Annotated in this window: 11 protein-coding genes; 1 reads left to right on the top strand and 10 read right to left on the bottom strand. The window is 40.3% G+C overall.

Features of this window, described 5'->3' with window-relative positions; translation table 11 throughout:
* Positions 1 to 18: 18 nt before the first annotated feature.
* A complete protein-coding gene (locus ABTV71_RS25115; RefSeq protein ID WP_121120542.1) occupies positions 19 to 888 on the bottom strand; it encodes a hypothetical protein in 870 nt (289 codons plus the stop codon).
* 185 nt (positions 889 to 1,073) lie between these two features.
* Between ABTV71_RS25115 and acs the strand changes: the two genes are divergently transcribed.
* Positions 1,074 to 2,990 carry an acetate--CoA ligase gene (acs, locus tag ABTV71_RS25120; RefSeq protein ID WP_433901456.1) on the top strand — a complete coding sequence of 639 codons (1,917 nt, stop codon included), beginning with the start codon at positions 1,074 to 1,076 and terminating at the stop codon, positions 2,988 to 2,990.
* A gap of 73 nt (positions 2,991 to 3,063) precedes the next feature.
* Here acs and ABTV71_RS25125 read toward each other — a convergent pair whose 3' ends face one another.
* The 9 genes from ABTV71_RS25125 to ABTV71_RS25165 all read right to left on the bottom strand — a co-directional run bounded on the left by ABTV71_RS25125 (position 3,064) and on the right by ABTV71_RS25165 (position 12,963).
* The gene (locus tag ABTV71_RS25125) at positions 3,064 to 3,666 is read right to left on the bottom strand and encodes an energy transducer TonB (RefSeq protein WP_433901457.1); all 603 of its coding nucleotides are present in this window, start codon (positions 3,664 to 3,666) and stop codon (positions 3,064 to 3,066) included.
* A complete protein-coding gene (locus tag ABTV71_RS25130) occupies positions 3,647 to 4,027 on the bottom strand; it encodes a hypothetical protein (RefSeq protein ID WP_433901458.1) in 381 nt (126 codons plus the stop codon). The genes ABTV71_RS25125 and ABTV71_RS25130 overlap by 20 nt, the downstream gene beginning before the upstream one ends.
* 225 nt (positions 4,028 to 4,252) lie before the next feature.
* Entirely contained in the window at positions 4,253 to 5,626 is a 1,374-nt protein-coding gene (locus ABTV71_RS25135) for a RagB/SusD family nutrient uptake outer membrane protein (RefSeq protein ID WP_433901459.1), read from the bottom strand.
* Positions 5,627 to 5,779: 153 nt separating this feature from the next.
* Positions 5,780 to 9,325 (bottom strand): SusC/RagA family TonB-linked outer membrane protein, encoded by a 3,546-nt coding sequence (locus ABTV71_RS25140; RefSeq protein WP_433901460.1) that lies wholly within the window; start codon positions 9,323 to 9,325, stop codon positions 5,780 to 5,782.
* Between the two features lie 483 nt (positions 9,326 to 9,808).
* Positions 9,809 to 10,240, bottom strand: coding sequence for a nuclear transport factor 2 family protein (locus ABTV71_RS25145; protein WP_433901461.1), 432 nt, complete (start codon positions 10,238 to 10,240; stop codon positions 9,809 to 9,811).
* Positions 10,241 to 10,503: 263 nt separating this feature from the next.
* Positions 10,504 to 10,971: a DUF6036 family nucleotidyltransferase gene (locus ABTV71_RS25150; protein WP_172396350.1), complete on the bottom strand. Its 468-nt coding sequence runs from the start codon at positions 10,969 to 10,971 to the stop codon at positions 10,504 to 10,506.
* A 12-nt stretch (positions 10,972 to 10,983) separates the two neighbouring features.
* The gene (locus ABTV71_RS25155) at positions 10,984 to 11,187 is read right to left on the bottom strand and encodes a hypothetical protein (RefSeq protein WP_172396349.1); all 204 of its coding nucleotides are present in this window, start codon (positions 11,185 to 11,187) and stop codon (positions 10,984 to 10,986) included.
* Positions 11,188 to 11,247: 60 nt separating this feature from the next.
* Complete coding sequence (locus ABTV71_RS25160; protein WP_433901462.1) at positions 11,248 to 11,421, bottom strand: hypothetical protein; 174 nt, start codon at positions 11,419 to 11,421, stop codon at positions 11,248 to 11,250.
* 228 nt (positions 11,422 to 11,649) lie between these two features.
* Positions 11,650 to 12,963, bottom strand: coding sequence for a DUF4302 domain-containing protein (locus ABTV71_RS25165; RefSeq protein WP_433901463.1), 1,314 nt, complete (start codon positions 12,961 to 12,963; stop codon positions 11,650 to 11,652).
* Positions 12,964 to 12,966 lie beyond the last annotated feature (3 nt).

Consider the following 12,966-nt stretch of genomic DNA (forward strand, 5'->3'; position numbering starts at 1 on the left):
TTTATGCGTCTTCGGGGACTATGAAAATGATTTAAACAACACCACGATCAAAAATTGTAGCACTAAGCTACCGTCCAATAAGTAGGCATAATGGTAGTGATCTTTTGTTTTGAAAACCGCCAGTTTTAGGAGTGCATATATCAGTATATTGGTTAAGATCAGTCCCAACTTGATCCATAGCAGATATGGCGCAACAAGGATTAACAAACTATGTAATAACAACAGGCTATAAGTTAGATTTTTCGCTTTCTGCTCCCCTAGCATATTGGGCAGCGTGCGCAGATGATAGTAAGAATCCTGCTGAATGTCACGGATATCAAAAGGTAGTGTGCAAATAATCAAGAATATAAATTTGAGTACACAAAGTGCAGCAAATACCCAACGCGCTATCGTATCCCCTATATTGAACAACTCGACATAAGGGAGTACCACACTACTACAAACCCAAACCAAAGCGATATGAAAGATTTTGGCCCCTGGTATTTGCCGCAATCCCACTTTTCGATTATGGAAGGTAAATAGAGGCATTCCGTACAATAAGCTCAATATTCCTATAAAGCCTAAAAACAAGAATGAATACAAGTGAATATGTAGCAAACAGTACCCAAGAACAATCAATGCAATGACATTATTAAGCCACATTACCCACTCATTGTTAAATATCCAACGGGTGCGTGCAAAATTTGATTCTTTTGGATTTTTGGGCTTAGACCACCATAAGCTAAAATTATAGAGCAACAATGTTGCTGTTCCCTCAACCAGAACTATATATAAATTGATTGGCCGTTCAAATATGATATAAGTCAGTGCACATTGCGCCATGGCGGCCAATGCAATCAAAATATTCGTATAGATGCTGATATAGAATATCTTTCTTAGAAACAACATGCTCGTCTAAACTTACCGCAAGATAACAATCTTGATAAATAAAAGTAGTTTAACATTATATTAAACATCAAAATGTTGATAAAATGGGCAAAAACCGCTAAATTGTACACCGAAATTGAAGTATCAAAAACAATTTCGCAACGATAACTTTATAAATTAAAATAATTCATAATAATCCTATAACAATGAGCCTACAAATAAAATCATTTGAAGAATATCAAAGCGAATATAAGCGAAGTGTAGAACAACCTGAGGAGTTTTGGGCGAGCATAGCGGATCATTTTTTCTGGAAGAGGAAGTGGAACAACGTGCTGAACTGGAATTTTGAGGAACCTAGTATCAAATGGTTTGAAGGTGCAAAATTAAACATTACTGAGAACTGCCTAGACCGTCATATTTATGCCAATGGCGATAAACCTGCGATTATCTGGGAACCAAATGACCCAAATGAAGCGCACCGCATCCTTTCCTACAAACAATTGCTACAGAAGGTCGAGCAATTTGCCAATGTATTAAAGAACAACAATATCAAAAAAGGTGACCGTGTCTGTATCTATTTGCCGATGGTACCTGAATTGGTGATTGCGGTACTGGCCTGTGCGCGTATCGGTGCTATCCATTCCGTTGTCTTTGGCGGATTCTCTGCGCGTTCGATTGCGGATCGTATTGAGGATGCGGAATGCAAATTGATCGTGACTTCCGATGGCAGTTACCGTGGTAATAAAACCATTGGCCTTAAAAATATTGTGGATGATGCGTTGATGCAATGTGATAGTGTAGAGAAAGTCATTGTATTGACACGTACACGTACACCAGTATCCATGATCAAGGGGCGTGATGTATGGTGGGAAGATGAGATCAAGAAAGTAGAAACGCAAGGTAACCCAGCCTGCCCTGCAGAAGAAATGGATGCCGAGGATACTTTATTTATCCTTTATACGTCAGGATCTACAGGCAAACCCAAAGGTGTAGTACATACCTGTGGTGGCTATATGGTCTACACAGGATATACCTTTATGAATACCTTCCAGTATCAACCAAATGATGTATTTTTCTGTACTGCTGACATTGGTTGGATTACTGGTCATAGCTATATTGTTTACGGACCATTATCTCAAGGTGCAACGTCATTGATGTTTGAAGGTATCCCAACATTCCCAGATGCGAGCCGTTATTGGGATATCGTTGATAAATTTAAAGTCAATATCATCTACACCTCTCCTACAGCCTTACGTTCATTAATGGCTTTTGGCGATGAATATGTCAATAAAAATGATCTTTCATCCCTGCGCGTACTGGGTTCAGTAGGCGAGCCTATCAACGAAGAAGCCTGGAACTGGTTTAACGAGAAAGTAGGCAAAAAGAACTGTCCCGTCGTGGACACCTATTGGCAGACGGAAAATGGGGGTCACCTGATCACCTCATTAGCTGGCGTTACGCCCGAAAAAGCAAGTTATGCCATGTTCCCGATGCCGGGAATACAACCCGCATTGATGGACGAGAACGGAAAAGAGATCGAGGGCAATGATGTAACAGGTAATCTATGCATCAAATTCCCTTGGCCGGGTATGTTACGGACGACTTGGGGAGATCATGACCGCTGTAGACAAACATACTTCTCCACCTACAAAGACATGTACTTTACGGGCGATGGTTGTTACCGTAGTCCAGAAGGATATTACAAGATCACGGGCCGTGTGGATGATGTCTTGAATGTATCCGGCCACCGCATCGGTACTGCTGAAGTAGAAAATGCCATTAATATGCACGCTGATGTTGTGGAATCCGCTATAGTCGGCTACCCGCACCCAGTCAAAGGCCAAGGTATCTATGCCTATGTTATCGCCAATCACCATACCGATGCAGATGCTACGCGGAAAGATATCATGGAGACTGTATCGCGTATTATTGGCCCTATTGCCAAACCGGATATTATCCAGTTTGTCAAGGACCTGCCAAAAACACGCTCCGGTAAGATTATGCGTCGTATTCTACGCAAGATTGCTGAAGGGGATATCAGCAATTTGGGAGATACCTCAACGCTACAGGATCCAACGGTAGTCGAAGGGATTATACAAGGTGCTGAAAGCTTAAAAAAATAGTTCTGCTAGAACCTTTAACAAAGAAAAGCCTCCCAAATGGGAGGCTTTTCGACTTTCAATGAGTTTCTGAGTTTTATCTTAAATTCAATCGTATTGGGAGGGTATATGCCACACGCACAGGCTCGCCTCGTCGCAATCCGGGCTTCCACTTCCCAAATTTCTTTACGACACGTATACCGGCTTCCCCAGTACCAAACCCCAAATCCTGCTTGACCTTAATATCCTCAACCTCGCCAATTTTATTGATGACAAAATCTATCTCCACAATACCGCTGACACCATTTTTCATGGCCTCTTTTGGGTAGTCAAAATTTCTGGCAACAAAAGTCATCATCTTATATATTCCTCCCGGATACTCTGGATTGACTTTATAAGTCGTTGAATCATATTGAACAATAGCGCCATTCGCCTTTGTTAAAGCCCCCGATAATAAACTATCCTGACTATAATTTTCCACAAAGGAATCTTTTCCCATCCATCCTTTCCATTCTCCCTCACGTAAATTATTAACAATTTCACCTTCTTCATATTCCTCTTTTCCTTCTACATTAAAGCGAATACGTCCATTTCCATTTTCCAATGTCTTGTTCTGAAGAGAATCATAATATACAATGTAGATTGGCTTTTTAACTTGTAACTTCTTTTTGTAAAGTTCGCTAGGATAAAAAACCATCATTTTCAGAATCCACGAGCTCTCCTTCATCGGTAAAATTCTCTAGGCTCTTTAATGTACCATTTTCATAGAATTCATATTTCTTACCTTGAAATTGGAATGGGTTAGGTCCATTCTTACTGATACCGTTGAGTTTGATCGAGTCGTTGCGCAGATAATATTCCTCAATTCGATAGATCTTATCTTTGCCCTTGGCATCGACATGGACTGTCCTTAAAAAATAGGCCGAATCTTTTTGTTCAGTTTCATCACCATCTTTTTTATGATATGTGGTAAAGGCGATTTGTGCTGAAAGACTCAATCCACAAAGGTTGAATAGAAGAAAACAAATAAGTTTCACCGGAAAATGTAAATAATACTTCATAATGGTTGTTAATATCTGTATAAATTAATAAATCGTTAGAGTAAATTACAAATTACCAGGTTAAATAATTATTAGGTTCCTTCAACAGAACTGCAATTAAAGCGATTGAGTTTTCCACATAATGTTAATAACAATGTTAACAACTCAGAATATGATAGAAAAAGCCACCTCATTGATGAAGTGGCTTAAGTTTATATCAGCGCAGGGGAAAATTCGGCACAATTATTAATATCCCGGATTTTGTGTAAGACCAGTCCCTAAACTTATCTGTGCAGAAGGAATAGGATATAAAAGGAATTTCTCATCTTTCAGATTTTCATATTTTTTAAGCGCTAATTTCGTGCGGCCAAAATCAAACCAAGTCTCACCTTCAAACATAAGTTCCCTTTCTTTTTCTTCCTGCACGGCGGTGATGAAGGCGTCCAAATTACTGTAGGTATCTATTGGAACCGTGACACCTGCACGTGCCTGTACAGCTTTCAACGAGTTGTAAGCTGCTGTACTCACACTATTATCTACACGTGCTTTAGCCTCGGCATGGATCAGGTAAATCTCCGCAAGCCGGATAACAGTAAGGTTTTGACTGGCTGGCGAGAAATTTGGAAACTTGCCCATGAAGTAATTATTATTACTTCCTTTTTTCACAGTAAAATCCTTTCGTTTGTCCTGCTCCGAATATAGGTCAAGGATTGCAGAATCTTTGGCAAAGAACAGCACGCTGGGATTGTCATTTGCAACCGCTGCAAGCGGATTCGTTGCCTGATCGTCAAATTGGATTTCGAAAATAGCCTCGTTTGTATTTTGTGTCGTCCAAATTGTACTGTAATCCGTCACTAGGTTAAAGCCACCTGCTGTCAGAACTTCATTTGCCATATCCGCTGCTTTTTTATAGTCATTGGTAATGGAAGCCTGATACAGGTAGACCTTTGCCAGCAACGCTTTCGCTGCCCAATGAGAAGCTCGTCCCTTGGCAGCATCACCTGTATTTGGGTTCTCTATGGGAAGCGCAGAAATCGCATCCGTTAGATCCTTAACAATCTGTGTATAGAGTGCTGCTTTGTCAGATTCAGCGATATCAATATTATCCCCTTCTTTGGTATAGGAAAGTTTCAGCGGTGCTTTACCAAAGGCACGTACCAGAAAAAAATAGTTCAGCGCTCTTATAAATTTAGCTTCGCCAACAAACATCTTTTTCTTGTCTTCCGTGATCATGGCCCCGGTCATTTTAGGCACTTCCTCAATAACTTGGTTGGCCGCATTGACCGCGGTATACACAGCCTGCCATATATTGGCTATCCAAGGATTGATGGCTTGTATTCTGTGCTCGAAAAAGTTTTCGTATTCGGGAAAACTTGCAGCATGCCGAACATGAGCTGCCGAAAACTCTGGAACAACAATGATAGACTGACCAAAAGAGAATGAATTCATCATCGTCCGGTACATCCCCAAAACAGCAGCATTAGCATTGGTTTCGGAATTGAAAAATTCATCTTGGGTTATCTGTCCAAGCGGGTCTCGATCTAAGAATTTGGAACATGATATTGCAAAAGAAGCCATCATGGTCACCAAACAAAGTAATATTATTTTATTTCTTTTCATCCGTACAAATTATTTACGAGTATATATTTTAAATTGCTTAAACGAGCTTGCCATACTCCGTTTATTATCCCTGTTGTGCTTGTCCCGGGAGCGGTTTATAAACAGTGAATCGTGAATCCGGACCGCAGGCATCATCGTGATTTATTGAGTGTCTTAGAACGTTACGTTAACACCGGTAGTGAATATACGCGGCTGTGGATAACTGCCATAGTCATACCCATAGATCAGTCCGGTATTGGCACCGCCATGACTTGAACTCACCTCTGGGTCATAACCTCTATAGCTTGTAAATACAAAAGCATTCTGCACAGTAGCATACCAACGGAGTTTTTTCATTTTGATCTTCTCCGCGATACTGGACGGCAATGTATAACCGAATGTGATATTTCTAATTCTAAAGAATGAGCCGTCTTCGACAAACCTTGAGGATATTGCACCATTGCTCAGGTCCCCGGGTGCCGGCCTCGGAACGTCGGTAATATCGCCGGGTGATCTCCATCTATCGACAAAGTCAACAAACTGATTGGAACTCGGGTTGAATCCTTCCAGTCCCGAAGCCAGGTTATAATTGAAGATATCATTCCCATAAGTGAATTGCCCCTGGATACTTAAATCAAAATTCTTATAAGCAAAATTATTGGTAATACCGCCAAAGAACGATGGATTAGGATCGCCGATCATCCTTTGATCTTTGTAGTCTGTAGGTGTTACGGCAGAGCCATCCGCACCTAGGTAATCGATCATCCCTGTCTGTGGATTTACACCTGTCGCTTGCCAGCCATAGAATACGCCAAGGGGTTGTCCCACTATTGCACGGTTCAGATCACCTACCCCGCCACGCATTTCTGTCAATCCCTCAGGTAAAGCAACTACTTTATTTCTATTAAAAGTCATGTTCAGCGAAGTGGTCCACTTGAATTCGCCGACTAAGTTTTTAGTCGTCAGTTCAAATTCGAAACCTTTATTTTCAATATCACCGGAGTTAGTAAACCGGGTGAGATAACCTGAACTAGTCAGAATAGGCAGTCCGATTAGCAAGTCCGTTGTTTTCTTGTAATAGTAATCGGCCAATATTGAAATTCTATTTCCCAGGAACCCGGCATCTACACCAACATTCCACTGATTGGTGGTCTCCCATTTTAAATTACGATCGCCCAATACATTGGGCACAAACCCCGCCAGCCCCATGTAGTTGTAGCCACTAGAATATAAAGAACGACTGGCATAATTGCCGATATTTTGATTCCCGGTAATCCCCCAGCTCGCACGAAGTTTTAAATCATCGAGCACCTTAGAATCCTTTAGGAAATCTTCTTCTGTAAGTCGCCATGCTCCTGCGAATGAAGGAAATACTGCCCAACGGTTGTCAGCCCCGAATCGTGATGAGCCATCCGAGCGCACATTCGCATTGAGGATGTATTTATCTTTATAGATATATGTTGCACGGGCAAATCCAGAAGCAATAGCCCATTCTTCGGGATACGAATTTGCACCGGTAATAACCCCTCCGGCCGTAATATAAGGGATATCATTATTGGGGAAATTTGAACGTTGTCCATGAACAAACTCAAGCCTGGATTCCTGAACCGAAAAGCCAGCTAAGGCATTGATGCTATGATCACCAAATTTCTTGTCATAGGTCAGTGTTGTCTCATTGATCCAAAGCTGATCCCTGGTATTGCGGCGTGCGCCGATACCACCCTGACTCGCATACGAACGAAGCCCCACAGGGGGCATAAAGAATGTCTCGTCAATAAAACTGATGTCTGTACCAAAGCTTGTCTTTAGTAAAAGCTCTGGGACTATATTGTATTCTGCGCTGGCATTTGCCAATACGCGAAAAGTCTGCGCTTCATTGGTCGGAAGCGTCAGCATAGCGACAGGATTTTCACGTGTCGCCCTCACCTGGTCATATACAAAGTTGCCTGTCTCGTCACGCACCGCTAAGTTGGGCGGAGAAAATATGCCACTCTTAGTGGCTCCTTCTTTTGAATTCTCTTCCTGAACACGTTTGTTGACAGCTCTGGTTAGGTTGATTGCAGTAGAAAATCTAAGTTTTTCATTGTGCTGATGGTCCAGATTTATACGACCGCTTAAGCGGTTGAAGTCGGATCCCAACAGTACACCGCCCTGCTTCATGTAGCCAACAGATGTGTAATATTGTGTCTTTTCACTTCCACCCCTTGATGAAAGCTCGTAATTCCTGGTTCCTGCATTTCTGAAGATGGCATCCTGCCAGTTCGTATTGACATTCGGATTGGAGAATATCTGCTCGGGAATAACCGCTTTAGGATCCTGTTGCTGTAAGATTTTGTAATAATCTTTCATATAATCCTGATACTGCTCGGTATTCATAAAATCGTAATACCTTTCTTTCGGCACCTGTGAGAATCCTTCGTACATATTAAAGTTGAACTCACTTTGTCCAGCTACGCCTTTTTTCGTAGTGATCAGGACGACGCCGTTTGCAGCTCTTGAACCATAGATTGATGAGGATGCCGCATCTTTTAATATCTCGATGGATTGGACATCAGAGGGATTGATCGAGGATAGCACATTGATCCCTTGGGTACCGCCTCCAAAATCAAATGTAGACCCTCCCGTGAAGTTGGTCGTACTGTTGACTGGAATACCATCGACAACATATAATGGGTCTGAACTTGCATTGATCGATGTTGTACCTCTTACCCTGATACTTATCCCTCCTCCCGGAGAGCCAGACTTTTGGGTAACCTGAACCCCGCCCGCCTTACCCTGTATGGCCTGGGTAATACTTGGCAATACTTCGTCTTTGATCTCATTAGCACCGATACTTGATACCGCACTCGGTAATGTCGCGCGATCCATCGTACCGTAACCTACCGCAACAACTTGTACAGAATCAAGCACTTTCGTTTCACCGCTAAGCACGACCTGTATATCCTTCCGATCTCCAACGAGCTGCGTGACTGCTTCGAAGCCGAGCGAAGAAAACCTGAGTTCGTTCTTCGGGCCAGCGGCAATTTGAAATTTACCGGATTCATCTGTACTTGCAGACACATTTGTACCGACTACCGCTACGGTAACTCCCGGCAGCGGCCCCTTGGGCCCAGTTACAGTTCCCGTCACTGATGCCTTTCCAGCGGTCACTGCACCACCCGAACCCTTCGGACTCCCAGCAACGTTCTTAGTGCTATCCTGATTACCAGCGGCGTTTTTAGTGCTATCCTGGCCAGCAACAGTTATACTATCCCGGCCGGCAGTAACTTTTGTCGTGCTATCCCGACCAGCTGCGACAGTGGACGAAGAATCCCTGCTATTGGCTGTCGAATCTGTTTGCACCTCCGCAGTACCAGGCGACAGGACGACTTCTATAAGTTTTTGATTGTTTACAGGAACTTCTTTAATGGCAAATCCAGTTTTTATAAAAACTAATACACCATTAGGGTCCGCTGAAAGTCTGAACGCTCCAGTTTGATCTGACAATCCGCTATTGCCCGTTTTCTTTTCGGTAACGACCACTCCTGCAAGTGCTGTTCCCAATGAATCTGTGACTTTACCGCTAATTCCGATCGTGTCAACCGCAAGGAAAGAAAGCGGTTTGGTACGCCCAACTACATTAGTGCGGTACTTGATTTCGGTCGTGTGAGCCTGCCCTGAGTGGCAGAAAAGAACAAAACCGCAGGCAATGAGGAGAGTGTGGTTTAGGGGGTGCATCATACGTTAAATATTTATAATAAGAAACTAATTGAAATAATGACGTTCCAAGCAAAAATGGAAATACATGTAACAAATTTGAAACATCGATACGTTAAAATCCGTTCATTTATATCAATTTTGTTACATATACTTATAGATAATAAAACGTCCTTAAATCTAATTTGTTATTAACTATTGATATTAATTTCAAAAAAAACATTAACGATGCATTATACATTTACGACAAATAAAAACACAAACTTCTGAATATCAATATATTTAAAAAACAATACTATAAAATATTCTTACTTATATAATGATGAAAAAAAATCCGCCGGCAACTTGAGATCGAATACCGCGTTTACTTTTGATTAGGGCTTAGCTAAAATGTCGATACAGATTCTGAATGAATGGAAAATACGATCTCAGGGATGATGTGAAAAAAAATAGCCACATCATCACGACGTGGCTAAAAATAAACATATGAATTTAATTAAACAGTTGCTATTTGTATGAGTTTACCGAACTTGCAACCTTCCAGCTTCCGGCTTCATTTACTAAGGTAACGAGATCAGTTTTTATAAAATCGTCGAATTTCATTGTAATGCGTGCGACCATGTAATTTTCGGATTCCTCTAAGATCTCCGTATTTGTGCTACAGTTGAGTTTTTCTCCTTTTTGTTTTTTCAAAAAGGAAATCACTTCTGAGCGTTTATTGGTACGTCCATTCTGACCTTGGATCTTTTGGCTAAAATCGGAGGTAAATAATTGCTCCACTCCACCGGATACTCCTTCGGTCATCACCGATACATAGCTATCTATAGCCAAGTCAGCTGTGGATAGGTTCAATGCTTTTCCGGGATTACTTGCTGCCATTGTACATGTTGATACCGTGATCAAAGCTGCTGCCGCGAATGTTTTTATTAAAGTTTTCATAACCTTTTATACTTTATATTGTTAGTTTTTTTGTCTCTTTTATAATTGTCGCAAGGATATTGATTTTGTTGCATCATTTCCTTTAAGATTCTGATTCAAAAGTAAGACAACGCATGATGCTATTTTATTACATTTAGACTAACGTTCGGAAAAAGTCGGTGAAAGGGGCAATTGGGACGGTAAATTGGAAATAACTGAGCGTATATAGCAACTCAATAATAAAGGATTATCTTCCTATCAGTTGGTCAAAAATTGAATAAATTCTATAAAAGATTAGGATCGGTTAAATTTTGAATATCATCGAGATCTTTAGGTCTATTACTAGATTTCTTTGCCTCTAATAGCCTGTTTTTATGCAGGGTACGTATTTTAAGGTTATCATCTTCAAAAAGCACAGCCTGATTAAAATTCTCCTCAAAATCTAAGCCTTTTACTTTTAACATAATGTCAATCGCGACAGGAGGAATTCCAAATGTAAAAACATCCCATATTGGATGGTTTAGAAAATTATCCTCAGTCATATCAAACACGGGCATTCCAAAGTCTGAGAATGCTGCTTGCAATTTCAAATAATTTTCCGAAGTTCTGTCCACCCAAATATCCATATCACCGGTTGTACGCGAGTAACCATGTAAAATTACCGCAAAACCTCCAACCAATATATATCTTACCTCGTTCTTATTTAACGCTGCAACAAAATCTCTAAAATCTTCATTAAAAATATTTGCCATAATAAGTTGTAATTATCCTCTTGAAGAAACTTTAAATTTGCTCCTATCCATTTTTGGAGGATTCTCTAATGGAAAATTATAGGCCACACTATTTAAATATAGTGCGATTTCGAGCCGCTGTTGCCAACTCAAACGCGCATAATAAGGTGAATGATTTGCAGCCTCCTCGGCAGTTTGTGCTTTGAACGCTGATCTATCTAAACGAAATGCTTTCATTTATCAAAAATAAGTAAATCAAATATGTAATCCAATTCCTTACATGGGACACCGAATTACTCACAGCTGAAAAGCGGCTAAAATGGATGAAGGGCTAAAGTCAACTTCATTGAGCACATTACATCGTCGGGCACTTTTATGGAGATATAGGATCGTAAATCCAACCAGGATGGGTGTGCCAACAAATTCGATCGCCCATTCTTCGATGTTATGATATCTTTTCAGTTGGTGCATGGATATATGAGAGAAGAGGGGGGCAAAGTTTTTTTATGACAAATGACTAATCCTTGCTACGTGCATTTGTATCAATGAAGTCGTGAGTAAATCAATGTAATTACCTCGCTTGGGCTTTCATTCTTCTTAGTCTAAAGCCAATCTATAGAAGAAAAGCTGTCACCTAATTTTGCTTGAAACAAATATAGGTGACAGTTTCATAATTTGTTATCTGTTTGGTATCATCAACTATTTCAAATTTCCATATATAACATTATTCGAGTTTACAATGGAGTACCAACCTACTATAGGAGTGCCAACCCGATTCGGCACCCAATCTGTCTTATAGGGCGAGTTATTTATTAAATAATCTTCCAATTCACGAAGTACTGATCGGCGAGTATTCCAATTTCCCGTTGTATTATTTGTCGGATTAGATAACGTCAGGACACCGTCCACCAAAGTATAATCAAAATACATCGTTGCGGTAAAGTTTGCAGTAGAATAATAATAAATATTGATACTTAATTGCTTACTACTTTCAAATTTGAATTCAAAATGCCTAAATTTCACTGTACCGAATTTCGTTACCGTATTTTTAATTAAATCTGGGAATGATGTGTTAATCAAAACTTCAGGCAATGTGTTTACGTCATTTGGAGTACCAAGTATTTTGTAGGTTCGGTTATAGCCATACACACTTTCTAACGGCAAAATAGGCTGGGTATCTTGTAGTAATTTTATTCGTTGGCCATCAGTAGTCACAAGATACAGATCATTGCCGTCAAGTATCGCCTTGACAAATGATTTATTCCCAATGGCTACAGGGTCATTAAAATTGAGGCCGGCTAGATCATAATTAAACTTGCCAGATACATTACTAACTCCTTTTTCACTATTAATATACTGAAAAATAGCACTTTTCCCAGTTGTAGGTGTAAATTCAATTTTACTTTCGATATCATCAACTTTAAAATAATTATTGGTATGCGACTTAAAATATGCTGCAATTGCATCAATAGAATTTTTGTATTTACCGTCCAAATAGTCCTTCTGTTCACTTTGCTTCAGCTTAACCAATCTCAACACATTACCATATCTTTTGCCTTGGAGGGTCAATGTATCCGCAGTAATTTTAAGAAGCTCAAATTCTATATCACTTTGCAATCCATTACCAGGAGTACCTCCATTTACAGATGGTGTAGGGTCTTGTAACATTGTAATATAATTGTACGTATCAAACATCAGAACAGCATTCATTGTCCATGTCACTCTATAAGTAGATTCTTTCAACACGGTAGAACTGCTGGTGGAAAAGTCAGACAACATGCTGAGGGTTTGATCAGGTCTAAAATCAACATAAAAGCCATAACCACCACTTGCCTTGGTGTTGAGTGCTGCTTTCCAGCCATATGGTGAGGATAATAACGCAGTCTGTAAAGAATCCAATTTTTCAGCAACACGTTCCTCAGGTTGCTTGTCAAAAATAAATTCTACATTATTTTTTTTACAACTACAAAAAAGTGAAATTATAGTTATAAAGAACAAGAGTATTTTTTTCATTTT

Origin of the sequence: Sphingobacterium puteale (assembly GCF_050986225.1) — a bacterium.
GTDB lineage: Bacteria > Bacteroidota > Bacteroidia > Sphingobacteriales > Sphingobacteriaceae > Sphingobacterium > Sphingobacterium puteale.